20 protein-coding genes and 2 other annotated features are annotated in these 19,746 nt (G+C 37.3%); all 20 genes read left to right on the top strand.

Annotated features, from left to right (window positions below; translation table 11 throughout):
• The first annotated feature begins 232 nt into the window (after positions 1–232).
• Positions 233–464: a binding site (T-box leader), on the top strand.
• A gap of 38 nt (positions 465–502) precedes the next feature.
• The 20 genes from ACQKNR_RS04950 to ACQKNR_RS04855 all read left to right on the top strand — a co-directional run bounded on the left by ACQKNR_RS04950 (position 503) and on the right by ACQKNR_RS04855 (position 19,721).
• Positions 503–3,148 carry a valine--tRNA ligase gene (locus tag ACQKNR_RS04950; protein ID WP_427315781.1) on the top strand — a complete coding sequence of 882 codons (2,646 nt, stop codon included), beginning with the start codon at positions 503–505 and terminating at the stop codon, positions 3,146–3,148.
• A 247-nt stretch (positions 3,149–3,395) separates the two neighbouring features.
• Entirely contained in the window at positions 3,396–4,697 is a 1,302-nt protein-coding gene (locus tag ACQKNR_RS04945; RefSeq protein WP_427315779.1) for a bifunctional folylpolyglutamate synthase/dihydrofolate synthase, read from the top strand.
• 165 nt (positions 4,698–4,862) lie between these two features.
• Positions 4,863–5,825, top strand: a complete 963-nt coding sequence (locus ACQKNR_RS04940) for a stage II sporulation protein B (RefSeq protein WP_427315777.1) — start codon at positions 4,863–4,865, stop codon at positions 5,823–5,825.
• Between the two features lie 220 nt (positions 5,826–6,045).
• Positions 6,046–6,621, top strand: coding sequence for a Maf family protein (locus ACQKNR_RS04935; RefSeq protein ID WP_427315775.1), 576 nt, complete (start codon positions 6,046–6,048; stop codon positions 6,619–6,621).
• A gap of 47 nt (positions 6,622–6,668) precedes the next feature.
• Positions 6,669–7,346 (top strand): DNA repair protein RadC, encoded by a 678-nt coding sequence (gene radC, locus ACQKNR_RS04930; protein WP_427315774.1) that lies wholly within the window; start codon positions 6,669–6,671, stop codon positions 7,344–7,346.
• A gap of 156 nt (positions 7,347–7,502) precedes the next feature.
• Positions 7,503–8,522, top strand: a complete 1,020-nt coding sequence (gene mreB, locus ACQKNR_RS04925; protein ID WP_427315772.1) for a cell shape-determining protein MreB — start codon at positions 7,503–7,505, stop codon at positions 8,520–8,522.
• Positions 8,523–8,563: 41 nt separating this feature from the next.
• Positions 8,564–9,418 (top strand): rod shape-determining protein MreC, encoded by an 855-nt coding sequence (mreC, locus tag ACQKNR_RS04920; protein ID WP_427315770.1) that lies wholly within the window; start codon positions 8,564–8,566, stop codon positions 9,416–9,418.
• A gap of 14 nt (positions 9,419–9,432) precedes the next feature.
• Positions 9,433–9,978: a rod shape-determining protein MreD gene (mreD, locus tag ACQKNR_RS04915; protein WP_427315768.1), complete on the top strand. Its 546-nt coding sequence runs from the start codon at positions 9,433–9,435 to the stop codon at positions 9,976–9,978.
• A gap of 35 nt (positions 9,979–10,013) precedes the next feature.
• Positions 10,014–10,700, top strand: coding sequence for a septum site-determining protein MinC (minC, locus tag ACQKNR_RS04910; protein WP_427315766.1), 687 nt, complete (start codon positions 10,014–10,016; stop codon positions 10,698–10,700).
• Positions 10,701–10,702: 2 nt separating this feature from the next.
• Entirely contained in the window at positions 10,703–11,500 is a 798-nt protein-coding gene (gene minD, locus ACQKNR_RS04905) for a septum site-determining protein MinD (protein WP_000503310.1), read from the top strand.
• A 133-nt stretch (positions 11,501–11,633) separates the two neighbouring features.
• Positions 11,634–12,380 carry a stage IV sporulation protein SpoIVFA gene (gene spoIVFA, locus ACQKNR_RS04900; RefSeq protein ID WP_427315764.1) on the top strand — a complete coding sequence of 249 codons (747 nt, stop codon included), beginning with the start codon at positions 11,634–11,636 and terminating at the stop codon, positions 12,378–12,380.
• Entirely contained in the window at positions 12,373–13,233 is an 861-nt protein-coding gene (gene spoIVFB, locus ACQKNR_RS04895; protein WP_427315762.1) for a stage IV sporulation intramembrane metalloprotease SpoIVFB, read from the top strand. The genes spoIVFA and spoIVFB overlap by 8 nt, the downstream gene beginning before the upstream one ends.
• Before the next feature lie 67 nt (positions 13,234–13,300).
• Positions 13,301–14,692 (top strand): Rne/Rng family ribonuclease, encoded by a 1,392-nt coding sequence (locus ACQKNR_RS04890; protein ID WP_427315760.1) that lies wholly within the window; start codon positions 13,301–13,303, stop codon positions 14,690–14,692.
• A gap of 73 nt (positions 14,693–14,765) precedes the next feature.
• Positions 14,766–14,843: a sequence feature (ribosomal protein L21 leader region), on the top strand.
• Between the two features lie 14 nt (positions 14,844–14,857).
• Positions 14,858–15,166, top strand: a complete 309-nt coding sequence (rplU, locus tag ACQKNR_RS04885) for a 50S ribosomal protein L21 (RefSeq protein ID WP_000270907.1) — start codon at positions 14,858–14,860, stop codon at positions 15,164–15,166.
• An 11-nt stretch (positions 15,167–15,177) separates the two neighbouring features.
• Positions 15,178–15,522: a ribosomal-processing cysteine protease Prp gene (locus ACQKNR_RS04880; RefSeq protein ID WP_001973720.1), complete on the top strand. Its 345-nt coding sequence runs from the start codon at positions 15,178–15,180 to the stop codon at positions 15,520–15,522.
• Between the two features lie 3 nt (positions 15,523–15,525).
• Positions 15,526–15,816 (top strand): 50S ribosomal protein L27, encoded by a 291-nt coding sequence (gene rpmA / locus ACQKNR_RS04875; protein WP_000944957.1) that lies wholly within the window; start codon positions 15,526–15,528, stop codon positions 15,814–15,816.
• Positions 15,817–15,879: 63 nt separating this feature from the next.
• On the top strand, positions 15,880–16,428 hold the full coding sequence (locus ACQKNR_RS04870) for a Spo0B C-terminal domain-containing protein (protein WP_427315758.1): 549 nt from the start codon (positions 15,880–15,882) through the stop codon (positions 16,426–16,428).
• On the top strand, positions 16,428–17,714 hold the full coding sequence (gene obgE / locus ACQKNR_RS04865) for a GTPase ObgE (protein ID WP_427315756.1): 1,287 nt from the start codon (positions 16,428–16,430) through the stop codon (positions 17,712–17,714). The genes ACQKNR_RS04870 and obgE overlap by 1 nt, the downstream gene beginning before the upstream one ends.
• 227 nt (positions 17,715–17,941) lie before the next feature.
• Positions 17,942–18,649, top strand: a complete 708-nt coding sequence (locus ACQKNR_RS04860; protein WP_427315755.1) for a response regulator transcription factor — start codon at positions 17,942–17,944, stop codon at positions 18,647–18,649.
• Positions 18,639–19,721: a HAMP domain-containing histidine kinase gene (locus ACQKNR_RS04855; RefSeq protein WP_427315753.1), complete on the top strand. Its 1,083-nt coding sequence runs from the start codon at positions 18,639–18,641 to the stop codon at positions 19,719–19,721. Before ACQKNR_RS04860 ends, ACQKNR_RS04855 begins: the two co-directional genes overlap by 11 nt.
• Positions 19,722–19,746 lie beyond the last annotated feature (25 nt).

Here is a 19,746-nt window from a genome sequence, read left to right as displayed (position 1 = left end):
TTTTTCTGTAAATAACTTTTTTGTCATTTTGAATTTTCTCCGATTCTAGTTTTTTTCTTATTATACAAGAAATACCCTATGGAATAGACTTTTTTAAGTGTCTATTCCATAGGGTACATTTTAGGATGCTACTTATCTTTTTTATATTCGTCCGGAAAGTGGTAGTCTTAAATTTATCTTGACGAATAAGGTTTCGTTTTTTACACTATTGTATATAATAATTAACAATCATATAAATGCCTTGAAGGGGAAGAGTATAACATGAAACGTCTTCAGAGAGGAGAATCATTAGCTGGGAGATTCTCTAGATAGTTATGTTAGAAGGTAGCCCTGGAGCATCTTTTCTGAACGGAATAGTTCTCATTAGGAAAAGACGGATTTGTCCGTTATCAAATTAAGAGTATAAGCAAATTTTGAATTTGTTTGTAAATAAAGGTGGTACCGCGATGTCCCTCGTCCTTTTTTGGATGAGGGGCATTTTTTATTTTAAGGAGGGAAAATAATGTCAAACACGGAAAAGAATTTACCAACTAAATATGATCATATGTCCGTTGAAGAAGGCCGCTATAAATGGTGGCTTGAAGGCAAATATTTTGAAGCAACAGGAGATGAGAAGAAACAACCGTATACAATTGTAATTCCACCTCCAAACGTAACTGGTAAGTTACACTTAGGTCATGCTTGGGATACAACTCTTCAAGATATTTTAACTCGTACGAAGCGTATGCAAGGTTACGATGTATTATGGCTTCCAGGAATGGACCATGCTGGTATCGCAACACAAGCGAAAGTAGAAGGGAAACTTCGTGAAGAAGGTATTTCACGTTACGATCTTGGCCGTGAGAAATTCCTTGAAAAAGCTTGGGAGTGGAAAGAAGAGTACGCTTCTCACATTCGTCAACAATGGGGAAAAGTTGGTTTAGGGCTAGACTATTCTCGCGAGCGTTTCACATTAGACGAAGGTTTATCTGATGCGGTTAATAAAGTATTCGTTCAATTATACGAAAAAGGCTTAATTTACCGCGGTGAATATATTATCAACTGGGATCCAGCAACACGCACAGCTCTTTCTGATATCGAAGTAATTCATAAAGAAGTTCAAGGTGCGTTTTACCATATGAACTATCCGTTAACAGATGGCTCTGGTCACATTCGTCTTGCAACAACTCGTCCAGAAACGATGCTTGGTGATACAGCAGTAGCAGTTCATCCAGAAGATGATCGTTACAAACATTTAATCGGAAAAACAGTTACACTTCCAATCGTAGGCCGTGAAATCCCGATTATCGCTGATGAGTATGTAGAAAAAGACTTCGGAACAGGTGTTGTAAAAATTACACCAGCTCATGACCCGAACGACTTTGAAGTAGGTAATCGTCATGACTTACCACGCATCTTAGTAATGAACGAAGATGGAACGATGAACGAAAGAGCTGGTAAGTATAACGGTATGGATCGTTTCGAATGCCGTAAAGAGTTAGTGAAAGACTTACAAGAAGCTGGCGTATTAGTAGAAATCGAGCCTCATATGCACTCAGTAGGTCATAGTGAGCGTAGCGGTGCAGTTGTTGAGCCTTACCTATCAACACAATGGTTCGTAAAAATGGCTCCACTTGCTGAAAAAGCGGTAGAGCTTCAACAAAAAGAAGAAGAAAAAGTAACGTTCGTACCAGATCGTTTTGAAAACACATATTTACGCTGGATGGAAAACATTCATGACTGGTGTATTTCTCGTCAATTATGGTGGGGACACCGCATTCCAGCTTGGTATCATAAAGAAACTGGTGAAGTATACGTAGGTACAGAGGCACCAGCAGATATTGAAAACTGGAATCAAGATAACGACGTACTTGATACATGGTTCAGTTCAGCATTATGGCCATTCTCAACACTTGGTTGGCCAAATGAAGATTCAGCAGACTTTAAACGTTACTATTCAACAGATGCATTAGTAACTGGTTATGATATCATCTTCTTCTGGGTATCTCGTATGATTTTCCAAGGTTTAGAGTTTACAGGTGAGCGTCCATTTAAAGATGTATTAATTCACGGTTTAGTTCGTGATGAGCAAGGACGTAAAATGAGTAAATCCCTTGGTAACGGTATTGACCCAATGGATGTTATCGAGAAGTACGGTGCAGATGCAATGCGTTTCTTCTTATCAACAGGAAGTGCACCAGGTCAAGATTTACGTTTCAGCATGGAAAAAGTAGAATCTACTTGGAACTTCATTAATAAAATTTGGAACGCATCACGTTTCGTATTAATGAACATGGATGACATGAAGTATGAAGAAATCGATTTAACTGGTGAAAAATCAGTTGCAGATAAGTGGATTTTAACTCGCTTAAACGAAACAATCGAAAGTGTAACACGTAACATGGATAAATATGAGTTCGGTGAAGCTGGTCGTTCATTATACAACTTCATTTGGGATGATTTCTGTGACTGGTACATTGAGATGGCGAAACTTCCACTATACGGTGAAGATGAAGCAGCTAAGAAAACAACTCGTTCTATTTTAGCTTACGTATTAGACCAAACAATGCGTCTACTACACCCATTCATGCCATTCGTAACAGAGAAAATTTGGCAACATTTACCGCATGAAGGTGAGTCTATTACAGTGGCTGCATGGCCAACAGTTCGCGAAGATTTACAAGATACAGAAGCTGCGGCAGAAATGCACCTTCTAGTTGATATCATTCGCTCTGTTCGTAACATCCGTGCCGAAGTAAATACGCCAATGAGTAAAAAAGTTCAAATGCAAATTAAAGCAAAAGATGAGGCTGTACTTGCTCAACTTACGAAAAACAGCTCTTACATTGAGCGTTTCTGTAACCCAAGTGAATTAACAATTCAAACGGATTTACAAGCGCCTGAAAAAGCGATGACTGCAATCGTATCAGGTGCAGAATTATTCTTACCGTTAGCTGATCTTATCAATCTTGATGAAGAGAGAGCACGTCTTGAGAAAGAACTTGAGAAGTTCGATAAAGAAGTGGAACGTGTACAGAAGAAACTTTCAAACCAAGGTTTCGTAGCGAAAGCTCCTGCAGCAGTTATTGAGGGAGAGCGTGCGAAAGAGCAAGATTATCTAGAAAAACGTGAAGCAGTTCGCCAACGTCTAGCAGATCTTGAGAAATAAAGTGAAACTTTAATCAGTAGGGGGGTTGTCCATCCACCACTGTTTATTAGCACACACCAATCGGGCGTTTACGGGCAGTTGATCTCCCGCCCAACTTCTTTGCTCTAGCTGAATTTTGAGGTGGGAGTCTTACTGCCCGCAAATAGCGGGATAAAAATGTTTTTAGAGACTCACTATATTGGTGAGTCTCTTTTCTTTGCGTATAATAGAATTATGAAGGTTGTCTTTTGAAAGGGGAAAAGCATACGTGATACATACATACGAAGAAGCGATAGGGTGGATTCATAGCCGATTGAAATTTGGAATTAAACCAGGGTTAGAAAGAATGAGATGGATGCTAGAAGAACTGGGGAATCCAGAGCGTCATATAAAATGTGTTCATCTTGCTGGTACAAATGGAAAAGGTTCAACTTTAACATATATGCGCTACATGCTAGAAGGCGCGAAATATAAGGTAGGAACGTTTACCTCTCCTTATATCGAAACATTTAATGAACGTATTAGTGTGAATGGAACACCAATTGCAGATGAAGAGATTACGGAACTTGTAAAGATGGTAAAGCCAGTCGTTGAAAAACTAGACGAGACGGATTTAGGGGAAGCGACTGAGTTTGAAATTATTACTGTTATGGCAATTTGTTATTTCGGTAAAATTAATTTCTGTGATGTTGTTTTATTTGAAACAGGGCTTGGAGGGCGCTTTGACTCTACCAATGTTATTCATCCTGTTCTCACAATTATTACAAATATCGGTCACGACCATATGCATATTTTAGGAAATACACTGGGAGAAATTGCATATGAAAAGGCAGGGATTATTAAGTCTGGTGTTCCGGTCATTACAGGTGTACAAGATGAGGAAGCATTGCAAGTCATTCAAGAGGTTGCAAAGGAAAATCATGCAAACTTATATGAACTTGGCAAGCATTTTACAGCTTTATATAAGCAGTCTAACAAAGATGGGGAACATTTTGATTTTGCTTGTCCTTTCGCTTCTTTTGAAGATATTCGAATCTCAATGAAAGGCATTCACCAAGTAGGAAATGCAGCGCTAGCACTTATGGCAGTAATGTACTTAAAAACATATTTATCATTTTTAATTGAGGAAGAGGAGATAAGAGCTGGATTACATGAGGCGTATTGGATTGGGCGATTTGAAAAGTTGCAAAGTAATCCGGATATTATAATAGACGGTGCTCATAATCCAGAAGGTATCGAAAGTCTTGTGAAAACGGTAGAAGCACATTACAAAGATAAAAATGTAATAGTTTTATTTACAGCTCTTGGTGATAAACAATTGCATAATATGGTAGGTCAATTAGAAACAATTGCTGATGAAATTATTTTTACAACATTCGCCTTTGATCGTGCTATTTCTGCTGACAAGCTTGCATCGTATTCACAAAAAGAGTCAAAATTAGTTTTTGAAAATTGGAGAGAGGCAATTGATACAAAGGTTGAAATGATAGGAGAAAATGATGTCTTTATCATAACGGGTTCTCTGTATTTCATTTCTGAAGTTCGAAAATATATTCGCGAGAAAAACTAGATAGTCTTTGCTATCTAGTTTTTTTGTTCTACAAATGAAGTCAAATGCATACATATAAGATAATTATATAGGGTTATTTGGCGAATTCCTCTGACAAATATCTCGTTTTTTTGTGAAATGAATATGATATGATGCGGACAACGATAAGAGGTGAGGTGTGAGTGTATGGACAAGCAATCACGAACGATCTCGGTGAAAGTAAATGGAACAGAAGCGAAGTATGAGGAAAAGAAGAAAGATGAGTTTGAATGGATGGTAGTAGAAAGTGAAAGTCCGAAAAACGTCGTTCCGTTTCAAAAAGCGAAATCAGCGTCTATGGAAAAACACCGAAAGAAGTGGAGTAATACATTAATTGCAATCGTTACAACTGCAATTATTATTGGTACGGCGTTTGGAATGGGAATGCTTCATTTACTCACAGGACAAGGGACGACAGGGGGAAGCGAAGTAACAGCTTCGAAGCAGACTGGGAATGAAGAATCAAAGGTGGGTGGAACGGCAAAACAAACACCAGCACCAAAAGAGGAAAAACCAAAGGCACAGGTAGGAACGCCATTAGATCCGATGAAATTATTTTTTGTTCAAGGAGGGCTTTATTCTTCCGAAGAAAAGGGACAGGCAGCTCTTGAAGAATGGAAAGGCAATGGGGGCATTGCAGCTTTGAAACCGAGCGGTGATAAGTATGCATTAGTTGTTGGTATTGCTAGCGATGAACAGGCCGTAAATCAATTAATGACTCAGTATAAAAATGATGGTGTCTCCGTTTTGAAAAAGAACTGGGATATAACAGATAAAGCGTTACTGAAAGATGATAAAGAAGTAGGAGTGTTTTTAACAAAAGTACAGCCATTATATACTCATTTAGCAAAATATGTTTCTGGCGTACAAGCTGGTGGGAAAAATAATGCAAAAGATATAGAAATGATTGAAAAAGAGTGGAAAACGATTGAAAAAGAAGGGAAAGGCATGAAGCAGGAAGAGGCGAAAAAGCTATATATGTATACTTCAGTAGCTGTACAAACAGTGAAGGACGGAAAGGACGATAAAGAATCTTTGGCGAAGTTAAATCAAGTTATTATCGATGGTATACTCTCCTATGAAAAAATTGTTTCGCAAAAAGTGAAATAATAGGATAATGAAAAGAAGAAGAAAGAAGTACATGTGCTTCTTTCTTTTCTTTTGAATTTAGAGCAAAGTGCTTTCTCAACGGCAGAAATATAATCGTATGTAGTAAAGAAGTATTAGTTTGTTTAGAGAAATTAATATTTCTTTCATTTGTGGGCAAACTATTCCTTTGATACGATGGATATAAATTGTTTTGCTTCATGTGAGAAAGGAAGGAGAAAATATGAGAAAAATTATTTTAGCTTCAGGATCACCTCGGAGGAAGGAATTGCTTGAGTTAGCAGGTGTGCCATTTGAAATCGTTGTAAGTGAAGTAGAAGAGACGATTGGTGCATATTCATCACCTTCTGATATTGTTATGTCACTTGCTTTACAAAAAGCATCTGCGGTGGCAGAAAATAATAGTGATCACGTTGTGTTAGGTGCAGATACAATTGTTACATATGAATCGCGTATTCTTGGAAAGCCTTCTAATGAGGCTGAGGCGAAAGAAATGTTGCGATTATTATCGGGAAAAACACATGAAGTATACACAGGTGTTGCAATTATATCAAAAGAAAAAACGGTCACTTTTTATGAGCGTACAGAAGTTACATTTTGGGAGTTAACAGAAGAGGAAATTGACGTATATGTTGCATCGAAGGAACCTCTTGATAAAGCAGGAAGTTATGGGATTCAAGGTAAAGGTTCTATTTTTGTTCAACACATTCAAGGGGACTACTATAGTGTTGTAGGCTTACCAATTGCGCGTCTTGTTCGGGAATTAAGACAATTTGATATTGATGTAACCCATGCGTAAAATTGCATGGGGTTTTCTTTGAGAGAACAAGTAAAAGGGGTGAAGAGATGAACGGTATTCGTGATGTTGTCAGAGAAGAACAGCCACGGGAGCGTTTATTATTAGAAGGTGCAGGAAGTTTATCGAATCGGGAGCTTCTCGCAGTGTTACTCAGAACAGGTTCTAAAGAAGACACGGTTTTAAATTTGTCAGATAAAATCTTGCATCACTTTGATGGTTTACGTATGCTGAAAGATGCAACGTTAGAAGAGTTAATTGGTATTCATGGTGTTGGGATTGCGAAGGCATCTCAGCTGATAGCTGCCTTTGAACTAGGTAGAAGAATGTTGCGTTTAGAATATCAAAATAGATATAGCATTCGAAGCCCAGAAGATTGTGCGAAATACATGATGGAAGAGATGCGTTTTTTACAACAGGAGCATTTTGTTTGTTTATATTTAAATACAAAAAATCAAGTTATACATAGGCAAACGATTTTTATCGGAAGTTTAAACACGTCAATTGTACACCCAAGGGAAGTTTTTAAAGAAGCATTCCGCCGTGCAGCGGCCTCTATCATATGTCTTCATAATCACCCCTCAGGAGATCCGGCACCGAGCCGAGAAGATATAGAAGTAACAAAACGTTTAGTAGAATGCGGTCGAATTATCGGTATTGAAGTGCTTGATCATATTATAATAGGTGACCATAAATTCGTGAGTTTAAAGGAAAAAGGTCATATTTAAGACTATGCTTTTTACTTATTTTGTTTTATAATGTGATTTATGAGTTTTTTGTAGAAAATTATCTGCAAAAAGGATACAGATATAAAAAACGTACTGTTTTTATAATATAAAGTAAGAAAAATGAGTCCGTGAAAATAAGAAAGGAAGATAAATAATATGTTTGGATTTGGTGGATTTACTCGCGATCTTGGAATAGATTTAGGAACTGCGAACACGCTTGTGTATGTAAAAGGAAAAGGTGTAGTTTTACGTGAACCTTCAGTAGTAGCGTTACAAACCGATACGAAACAAATCGTTGCTGTAGGTAGCGATGCAAAACAAATGATTGGTCGTACGCCAGGAAATGTAGTAGCGCTTCGCCCGATGAAAGACGGTGTAATTGCTGATTACGAAACAACAGCAACAATGATGAAATATTACATTCAACAAGCTCAAAAATCAAATGGATTCTTCTCACGTAAACCATACGTAATGGTATGTGTACCATCTGGTATTACAGCTGTAGAGAGACGTGCAGTAATTGATGCGACTCGTCAAGCGGGTGCTCGTGATGCATATCCAATCGAAGAACCATTTGCAGCGGCAATTGGTGCGAACTTACCTGTTTGGGAACCAACTGGTAGCATGGTTGTTGATATCGGTGGTGGTACAACAGAAGTTGCAATTATTTCTTTAGGTGGTATTGTAACAAGTCAATCAGTTCGTGTTGCTGGTGATGATATGGATGATTCAATCATTCAATACATTAAGAAAAGCTATAACTTAATGATTGGTGAAAGAACAGCTGAAGCATTAAAATTAGAAATTGGTTCTGCAGGCGAGCCAGAAGGTATTGAGCCTATGGAAATCCGTGGTCGTGATTTAGTAAGCGGTTTACCAAAAACAGTATTAATTCAGCCGGAAGAAATTGCAGATGCATTAAAAGATACAGTAGATGCAATTGTAGAATCGGTTAAAAACACGTTAGAACAAACTCCACCTGAACTAGCGGCGGATATTATGGACCGCGGTATTGTATTAACAGGCGGCGGGGCATTACTGCGTAACTTAGATAAAGTTATTAGTGAAGAAACAAATATGCCAGTTCTTGTTGCAGAAAATCCATTAGATTGCGTAGCAATTGGAACAGGTAAAGCATTAGATAATATCGATCTTTTCAAAACTGCTGCTCGATAATATTGCAAAATAAAAATCAGTGAAATTAAGAGGGTGTGAACGTGCCACAGTTTTTCTTAAACAAAAGATTAATTGTTTTGTTAGTTAGTATTATTCTTCTCGTGGCATTGATTGGAATCTCATTGAAAGAACGGAATAGTTTAACATGGCCAGAGCAGTTTGTTAAAGACACTGTTGGTGTTGTAGAACGTGTATTCCAAAAGCCAGCGAAATACGTAGCTGGATTCTTTGAAAATGTAGAGGATGTAAAGCGCACGTATGAAGAGAATAAAGAATTAAAAGCAAAGTTAGATAACTATGCAAATTTATCAGGTAAAGTGAAGCTATTAGAGGAAGAAAACAATAAATTAAAAGAGCTAACTGAAAAAAAAGAGTTGCCGAGCGGTTATACTGAAATCCCAGCTACTGTTGTTTCTCGTAATCCAGATAAATGGTACGATTTAATTGGAATTGATAAGGGAGCACAGCAAGGAATTAAAAAAGATATGGCTGTAATCACTCCAAAAGGTTTAATTGGACGTGTGAAAAGTGTATCTCAGTTTACATCATCAGTAGAGTTGTTAAGTTCTATGAGCCGAACAAATCGTGTTTCTGCTTTTGTACAAGGAAACGAAAATATATTTGGCTTAATTGAAGGTTATGACAAAGAAAAAAAATTATTACTTTTCACAAAGATTGGTTCTGATGCACCAGTAGCTAAAGGACAACTAGTTGTAACGTCTGGACTTGGTGGGGATATTTTCCCAAAAGGTCTTGTAATCGGAGAAATTGTTGATGTTCAACCAGATGCATATGGCTTAACAAAAACAGCTTATGTAAAACCTGTCGCTGATTTAAATGACGTAGAGCATATTATAGTAGCTAAACGTGACATGCCTTCAGCGCCATTAGAATAGGAGGAGGAGAAGAGATGATGAAGATTTTAAAAAGAGCAGCTCTTCCTCTTTTGCTCCTTTTTATTTTTTTATTTGAAAATACATTTTCTACTGTTGTTCCAACAGAAGTTTTTTGGAAAGACAGTATAGCAGCACCGCATTTTTTCATAATTGTTTTATGTTTTATTACTGTGTATTATAGTCCGGTCCAAGGGATTTATTACGGACTTTTATTTGGTTTCTTATTTGATACCGTATACACAGAACTTGTCGGTATATATATATTTGCTTATCCAATTTTAGCTTATTTAGTTTATAGTGTGATGAAGGTACTACAATTGAATTTATTTATTGTTGTTTCTACCGTACTGGCTGGCATTGCAGCACTAGAGTATTATGTGTATGGATTTTTAACTTTGTTAGGACGTACTCATATGTCGGCGTATGTCTTTTTCACAGATCGTCTCCTTTCTACTTTATTGCTAAATGGAATTTTCTTATTGATAGTTTGTTTCCCACTGAGACGATATTTAGTGCGTCTTTCAAGAGCGATGGAAGAAAAAGAAAAAAGGATTTTCTAATTTTATGTCGAATTGAATCGGTGGGGTGAACTTTAGTGGAGGAAAAAAAGCAACAAAATGTAATAATAAAAGGGACAAAAGACGGAATAACGCTTCATTTAGATGATTGTTGTTCATTCCCTGAATTACTAAAGGAATTGGACGAAAAGCTTTCTACACATTACTATGATGGTGATGGGCGCTCTTTAATTGAGGTACATGTGAAAGTCGGAAATCGTTATTTAACGGAAGTTCAACAAGAAGAGGTTCGTACGTTAATTCGTAATAAAAAGAATCTTGTTGTGGATTCAATTGAAAGTGATGTTATAACTAAAGCGGAAGCAATAGCTTGGAAAGAAGAAACAGAAATTGTCCCTATTTCCAAAATTGTTCGCTCTGGACAAGTTTTACATGTAAAAGGAAATTTATTGTTAATTGGTGATGTTAATCCAGGCGGAACGGTTATCGCTGGGGGGAATATTTTTGTCGTAGGATCATTAAGAGGAATTGCACATGCTGGGTATTATGGGGATTCGGATGCTGTAATTGCTGCATCTGTTATGAACCCGATGCAACTTCGAATTAGTGATGTGGCAATGCGGGCTCCGGAAGAGAAAGAAGACGGAGCAGAGACGGCAGAATGTGCGTATATTAATGAGAACAATCACATTGTTGTCGATCGCCTGCAACTTCTCACTCATCTTAGACCTAATTTAACAAAGTTAGAAAGGGGAATTGTATAGCTGTGGGAGAGGCAATAGTAATTACATCTGGAAAAGGCGGAGTAGGTAAAACTACAACGTCTGCGAACATTGGTACAGCCCTAGCGTTATCTGGAAAGAAAGTGTGCTTAATTGATACAGATATCGGTCTTCGAAATTTAGACGTAGTAATGGGGCTGGAAAATCGTATTGTATTTGATCTTGTTGATGTCGTTGAAGGGCGTTGTCGTTTACCTCAGGCTCTTATTAAAGATAAACGTTTTGATGATCTTTATTTATTACCTGCAGCACAAACGAGTGATAAATCAGCGGTAACACCTGAACAAATGGATGAATTAATACAAGTATTACGTCAAGATTATGATTACATATTAATTGATTGTCCTGCAGGGATTGAGCAGGGATTTAAAAATGCGGTAGCTGGTGCGGATAAAGCAATCGTCGTTACGACGCCAGAAGTATCCTCAATGCGCGATGCGGATCGTATTATCGGGCTTTTAGAAAAAGAGGATATTGAACCACCGAAACTTGTTATTAACCGTGTGCGTAGTCATATGCTTCATGAACAAGATATGTTAGATGTTGATGAAATCGTACGTACGTTGTCAATCGAGCTTCTTGGTGTTGTTGAAGATGATGATGAAGTTATTCGTGCTACAAATACAGGTGAACCTGTAGCGTTGCAACCGAGTGGAAAAGCGGCGTTAGCTTATCGTAATATTGCAAGACGCTTGTTGGGTGAGAATGTACCATTACAAGCATTTGAACAAGAAAAGGTATCGGTATTTACAAAGATGAAAAACTTCTTTGGAATCCGTTAAAAGCACTTCGCGTATATGCGAAGTGCTTTCTTTTTTCTTCACATGAATATCTTTCTTTCCTCGCTCATACATATGTACAAACTGTATACAACTGTTTCTATTTAAATAAGGCTAGCGAAAGAAAGGAGACAGTATGAAGAATAGACGTGTAGAAGAAATTAAAAAGAGGATTGCGAAAAGGAAGGCAGAGCAAGAAAGGATGGAGGAAGAGCAGTATTTTGCCGGAGGGAATTTTGATAGCGAAACGGTATGTATTGAAGAAGGAGAAAAGGGAATTCACCCATTGTTTCGAAAAGAAATATTTTTCTTCAAAATTTTATTATCAGCAATCTTAGTTCTTTCTGTTGCTATTTTATATAAGAATGCGCCTTCTTCTTTCGATGGTGCTAAAGCTGTTACAGAAAAAGTGATGAAAGAGGAGTTTCAGTTTGCTACTGTAGCGAAATGGTACGAAAAGCAGTTTGGAAAACCTCTTGTATTTTACTCGCCGAATGAGAAAAAGGAAGGGACTATTCAGCAAAAAAATTACGCAATTCCTGCTTCTGGAAAGGTAATGCAAGGGTTTCAAAAGAATGGTCAAGGTGTATTTGTCCAAACAGCTACAAATGTAACGGTTGAGTCGGTGAATGAAGGGCTAGTTGTTTTTGCAGGTAAGAAAGAGGAACTTGGAAATACAGTTCAAATTCAACATGCAGATGGCACGGAGTCATGGTATGCAAATTTAAACGATATGTCAGTAAAATTATATGATTACGTTTCAAAGAAACAAAAAATTGGAACGGTGAGTAATGATGAAAATAATAAAAATGGTAAATTTTATTTCGCAATAAAAAAGAATGAAAAATTTATTGATCCAATTCAGGTGATATCATTTGATTAAATATAAGGACGTTTTAACGAAAATTTCAGTGCATCCGTTGTTTTGGGTTATTATTGTTATAGGTATTTTTACGGCGCGTTTTAAAGAATTACTATTGTTATTTTGTATCGTACTCATTCATGAACTTGGGCATGCTTTTGCAGCAGCGCATTATAATTGGCGTATTAAAAGAATTCAACTGTTACCGTTTGGTGGTGTGGCTGAGCTTGAGGAACATGGAAATAAATCATTGAAAGAGGAACTTGTTGTCGTAATTGCAGGGCCTATTCAACATATTTGGATGATGCTAGTAGGTTATATGTTGTTTGAAATTGGCTGGCTGAATGCGGAATTATATTATTTCTTTATGTGGAATAATATAATTATTTTAGCGTTTAATTTACTCCCTATTTGGCCGCTCGATGGCGGGAAAGTGTTGTTTAATGTACTATCATATCGTTTTCCTTATTTACAAGCACATGAAAAGATGATGCAGTTATCATGTGTTTTTTTTAGTGTAATATTAGGCTGGCAGTTACTTTGGAATAGCAACAATATTATGATGTGGGTACTACTCACATTTTTAGCGGTATCGTTATATCAAGAGTGGAAGCAAAGACGGTATGCATTTATGCGTTTCTTATTAGAACGTTATTACGGGAATAAAAGAGGAATTGAAAAAATTGCGCCTATTGAGGTGCAAACAGAAGATCGTTTATATACGATTTTCACAAAATTTCGTAGAGGATATAAGCACTCTATTATCGTCCGTGGAAAATATAAAGAGCATTATACATTGGATGAAAATGAATTGCTCTATGCATATTTTACTGAAAAACGAACAACTTCATCAGTTGAAGAATTAATCGGTTAGTGTTGACGATAGCACTAACCTTTTATTATTGTAAAAGCAAAGAAGATTATAAAGTGAGGAAAGAAATTTGAAAACCTTATATATGAACTACGCTGGATCGGAAAAGCGTGTTGCAATTGAAGAGAAGAAAAAAATTGTTGAGTTTTTATGGAAACGTAATGAAGAGCAAGAGATTGTCGGGCATATTTATATTGGACGCATCATAAGAACAATTGCTGGAATGAATGCAGCATTTGTAAACATCGGTTTAGAAAAACATGCGTATCTTTCATACGATGATGTACCAGCCTCTTATCGTATACATGAGGGACAAGCGATACTCGTGCAAGTGGTGAAAGAGGCAATTGATACGAAAGGGCCTAAATTGACAGCGAATATAGAATTTACCGGGAAATATGTCGTTTATATGCCGTATGATGAAATGCGCGCTGTTTCTCGGAAAATAAAAAATAATAAAAGAAGACAACAGTTACTCAAAATTGAGGTAGAAGGAACGGGAGGTTACATTTTTCGCTCTGCTTCTGAAAAAGGGGAAATTGAAGAAATACAAGCTGAAATGCAAGGGTTGCAGCAGTTATATGAAGAGTTAAAAAGAAAAGAGGGTCAAGGAAAGGCACCGTTATTGCTTCATCGACCGGCGACCTTTTTAGATCGTGTATTTCAAGAGAACCCAATTGAAACAATTGAAAAGGTAGTGGTAGATACAAGAAGTATAGTAAAGGAATTAGAAGATAAGGTTGGGGCAGAAAAAGTATCTTTTTATAATGAAAAATCTTCTATGTTCAGTCATTATGGTGTGGACCGTGAAATTGAAAAAGCACTTCAAAAAATTGTATGGCTCCAAAATGGTGCTTATTTAATTATAGAACAAATGGAGACGATGACTGTAATTGACGTGAATACGGGTAAGTTTACTGGAAAGCAAAATTTACAAGATACAGTCCTTCGCACAAATGAAATCGCAGCTGAAGAGATTGCACGTCAATTAAGACTTCGTGATATCGGTGGTATGATATTAATTGATTTTATTAATATGAAGAGACGAGAAGATAAAGAAAAGGTAAGAGAATGTCTCATAGCTTCTATGCAAGATGACCGCACATATACAAGAGTACTCGGGTTTACAGAGTTAGGGATTTTGGAGATGACACGTAAACGTAAAAAACATTCTTTACGTGACGTATTACTAGAAGAGTGTGTACCTTGCAAAGCGACGGGTTATGTTATGTCGTATGAAACAATTGCGTATGAGCTAGAGAGAGAGCTAATCACATATGGAAATATAGAAGATGAGGCAGTATTAATCGCTGCACCTAAAAATCTGCAAAAACAATTTTTACAAAAAGAATTACAAAAAAATATCTCGTTTGAAATTTATTTCACGGATGAAGATATCGAAAAGTACGCTATTATCCGATTTGGAAGTAAAAAAGAAATTGTAGAACGGAAAAATAGTTAGCAGAACATTTATTGACAACCGTCTATGATTCATGATAACATCTTTATGTTATAGTTTATAGCACCTAAACGGCTATATGCTACAACCGCACAAGACAGGTTCCCTAAAGGCATTTATGTCTACCTCGTTTTTGGCGAGTCTTAGTAATTAAGAGGAGGTGCAAGTATGTACGCAATTATCGAAACAGGTGGAAAACAAATTAAAGTTGAAGCTGGTCAAGCAATCTACATTGAAAAATTAGATGTTGAAGCTGGTGAAACTGTTACTTTTGACAAAGTTCTTTTCGTTGGTGGCGAAAACGTTAAAGTTGGTAGCCCAGTTGTAGAAGGTGCAACAGTTACTGCGAAAGTTGAAAAACAAGGTCGCGCTAAGAAAATCATCGTTTTCAAATACAAAGCGAAAAAGAACAATCGTAAGAAACAAGGTCATCGTCAACCTTACACTAAGCTAGTTGTTGAAGCTATCAACGCTTAATTCTGGTTAACATGATTAAAATTACGATAAGTCGCACGAAATTAGGAAGTATCCAATCATTTAAAATGACTGGACATGCCGATTATGCGCCACATGGACAAGACCTTGTCTGTGCTGGAACTACAGCGGTTGTCTTTGGTTCTATAAATGCAGTGGAAGAACTTTGTAATGTGCAGGCAACTATTGAACTCGGAAGTGATGGCGGATTCTTAACGTATGAATTGCCTAATGATTTAGACGTTCATGCAGCAGAAAAAGCACAAACGCTTTTAGAAGGATTGGTTGTTTCGCTTAAGACGATCGAACTTGATTACGGAAAGTATATCCGTTTAATAGAAAAAGTGCAGGAGGTGTAACGTATGTTAAGATTAGATCTTCAGTTTTTCGCATCTAAGAAAGGTGTAGGTAGTACAAAGAACGGTCGTGACTCTCAGTCAAAACGTCTTGGTGCTAAACGCGCAGATGGTCAAACGGTTTCAGGTGGTTCAATTCTTTACCGTCAACGCGGTACAAAAATTTATCCAGGTGTTAACGTTGGTCGTGGTGGCGATGACACTTTATACGCGAAAGTTGACGGCGTAGTACGCTTCGAGCGTCTTGGCCGTGACCGCAAACAAGTGAGCGTATATCCTGTTGCTCAAGAAGCATAAGAACTCACGGAAAACTCTAACCTGAGTGCAGGTTAGAGTTTTTCTATATTAAGGGGTATCTAAATGAATGAAAAATGGACAATTATAGATGCGTTGCGTCATTCAAGACATGATTGGCTCAATCGTATGCAGATGGTGAAAGGAAACCTTTCCCTTGGAAAAGTGGAAGAGATTCATAGGCTCATCGATCGTTTTGTCCAAGAAGCGAGACAAGAATCCAATCTGATGGGGCTATCAATGCCTTTATTTTCAGAGTGGATTTTAACATATAATTGGAAACAGCAGCCGTGCTTATTGGAGTACGAAGTATTAGGGAAAATACATAACTTATCTCACTTAGATGAGACTGTATGTACATGGACGAATCAATTTTTCTCAATGCTTCAGCATAGTTTAGACGTATATGTTGAAAATTATGTTTGTATCACAATTGAATGTGACGCGGAGAATGCTCGTTTCTTTTTTGATTTTCGTGGAAAGCTAACGAATGTAGAGGAACTACAGAACTGGCTTTCGAACCAAAACAATAAATGGTATTCCATTTCTTATACAGTGCGAGACGCAGAAGTCTCAGTTATATTACAACCAATCGAAAAAAGTGTGGTGAAATAATGTTTGTAGATCAGGTCAAGATATATGTAAAAGGCGGCGACGGTGGTAACGGAATGGTTGCGTATCGTCGTGAGAAGTATGTTCCAAAAGGTGGCCCAGCAGGTGGCGACGGTGGTAAAGGCGCAGATGTTGTTTTCGTAGTTGAGGAAGGCTTACGTACATTAATGGACTTCCGCTACCAACGTCATTTCAAAGCTGATCGTGGTCAGCATGGAATGAGTAAAGGTCAGCACGGACGTAAATCTGAAGATTTAATCGTAAAGGTTCCACCAGGAACAGTAGTAAAAGATGAAAAAACAGGTCAAATTCTTGCCGATTTAGTAACGCATGAACAAACAGCTGTAATCGCAAGAGGTGGCCGTGGTGGCCGTGGTAACTCACGTTTCGCAACAGCTACGAACCCAGCGCCAGAAATCGCTGAGAACGGGGAACCAGGTCAAGAACGTGATGTCATTCTAGAATTGAAAGTACTAGCAGACGTTGGACTTGTCGGATTTCCAAGTGTAGGTAAATCTACATTATTATCTGTTGTATCATCAGCACGTCCGAAAATTGCAGAGTATCACTTTACAACAATTGTTCCAAATCTTGGTGTTGTTGAAACTGGTGATAATCGCAGCTTCGTTATGGCTGACCTTCCTGGACTAATTGAAGGCGCACATGCTGGCGTTGGACTTGGACACCAATTCTTACGTCATATCGAGCGTACACGTGTAATCGTACATGTAATTGATATGTCTGGTTTAGAAGGCCGTGATCCATATGAAGATTATGTCACAATCAATAATGAACTAAAAGAATACAATCTGCGTTTAACGGAGCGTCCACAAGTTGTTGTTGCAAACAAAATGGATATGCCAGATGCAGAAGAAAACTTACAAGCATTTAAAGAGAAAGTGGGAGACGAAGTAAAAATCTTCCCAATCTCAGCTGTAACGAAACAAGGTGTTCGTGACTTATTATTTGAAGTAGCGAACTTATTAGAAACAACACCAGAATTCCCAATGCATGATGTTGTCGATGAGTCTGAAGCAAGTGTAATGTACAAATTTGATACTGAAGGTGTTAAATTTGAAATTACACGTGAAAGTGATGGATCGTTTGTTATCTCTGGTTACGATATCGAGAAAACATTCAAGATGACAGACTTCTCACGTGATGAATCTATACGTCGTTTTGCTCGTCAAATGCGCGGAATGGGTATTGATGAAGCGCTTCGTGCACGTGGTGCAAAAGACGGAGATATTGTAAAAATTCTTGAATATGAATTTGAATTTATCGATTAAGACTGCCGAAATATGGCAGTCTTTTTTTATTATTTACGGACAATAAAACTCCCTTTAAAACTAGAGGATACAAAGAAATTAGGTGAGAATGGGGATGCCGGTAAAATTAAAGAAGGTGTAGGATGAAAATTAGTAGGGATAGGAAAAACTTCCCATTAAATAAAGTTTCAATTTATAATAGAAAAAGGAGTGATTTTAGAAGAATATTTTATGGGGAGAAAAGAAACATGTATAAACTATTAATTGTAGAAGACGATGAGAAAATTGCAGAAATATTAGAGGAACATTTAGAAAGATATGGATACCAATCATTTAGAGCAAGTGATTTACGCCATATAAAAGATGAGTTTGTAAAAATAAATCCACATCTCGTATTACTCGATATTAATTTACCGTATTTTGATGGCTTCTATTGGTGTCGTCAAATTCGTACTGTATCAAATGCACCTATTATTTTTGTTTCTGCAAGAACAGGGGAAATGGATCAAGTAATGGCGATTGAAAATGGCGGAGATGATTACATTACAAAGCCATTTCACTTAGATATCGTAATGGCTAAGGTGAAAAGTGCGCTTCGACGTGGGTATGGTGAGTATGCTTCTGCGGCAGAGAGTGATTGTTTAGGTGTAAATGGACTGTTGTTATTCCCATCCCAGCATATTGTAGAGTGGCAGGGGCAACAAACGGAACTGACAAAAAATGAGTTTTACTTATTAGAATGTTTAATGAAACAGGCGAATCAATATGTAACTCGCGAGGAACTGCTAGAGGCCCTATGGGATGAAGTTGCTTTTGTTGATGATAATACATTAACCGTAAATGTAAAGCGTGTAAGGAAGAAATTAGAGGAGTTAGGCATTAAAAATGCTATTGTAACAAAACGAGGTTACGGCTATGCGCTCCTTACAGAGTGGGGCGAAGGGCATGAAGGTTAAAAGCTACCTCATAGACCGTTTTTCCTTAATCCTTTCTTACATTATAAGCCTTTGTTTATTTGGGCTCGTACTGCAGTTACAAAGCCTTTTAGAAAAGAGGGCATTGGACTGGAGTACGTGGCTATACGGACTTTTATTAGGGATCGTTGTATTTGCTGTATATCTTATTTACGATTATCGAAAAAGAAGTGTATTTTTAAAGAGAATCGAAAAATACGTTGCTGGTGGAAATACATTACATGATTCTTTACTTATTGATACGTCGTATACGGCAGAACAAGAAATGGTCGTTGAAGCATTCACGTTGCTAAGGCAGCAATATATGAATGAAGTTCATAAGCAGCATGCGAAAGAGCAACAGCAAATGATTTTTATGAACCAATGGATTCATCAAATGAAAACGCCGGTATCTGTTATTGAATTATTGTTACAGAAATATGGTAAGGAACACCGTGAAGCAAGGGGAACGATTGAAAGTATTCGTGAAGAAAATAATCGTATTTTAAATGGCTTAGATTTAGCGTTACATATGGCAAGATTAGATCAGTTTGCGAAGGATTATAAAGTAGAAGTAGTAAATCTTATAGATGTTATTCGTGATATTATTAATGAAAATCGAAAGTCGTTCATTCAATCTTCTGTATTTCCGAAACTGATGTTTGAGGAAGAGGCTTGTATGATTGCGTCTGATAGAAAGTGGCTTAGTATCGCTATGGGCCAAATTGTTGTAAATGCCATTAAGTATACGAAAATTTCAGAAGCAGAGAAAAAAGAAATTCAATTTCAAATTGAAGAGAAAGATCAAAAGGTGTTACTACATATAAGGGATAATGGGATCGGTATTCCAGAACAAGATGTAAAACGTATATTTGATCCGTTCTTTACGGGAATAAACGGCCGCAAAACGAGAGAAGCGACTGGGATGGGTTTGTATATTACGAAGGAAATTTGCGATAATTTACATCATGGAATTTATGTTCAATCGGCTGAAGGAGAAGGAACGACCTTTACGTTCCAATTTGCAAAAGATGAAGAATATCATACATTAATGAGAAAAATGACAAAACTGTAAGATAACAAAACGTTTTGTAAGGGAA

Source organism: Bacillus sp. NPDC094077, from assembly GCF_050279465.1.
Lineage (GTDB): Bacteria > Bacillota > Bacilli > Bacillales > Bacillaceae_G > Bacillus_A.
The sequence above is the reverse complement of the archived record's forward strand: the minus strand, read 5'-3'. Positions and strand labels throughout refer to the sequence as shown.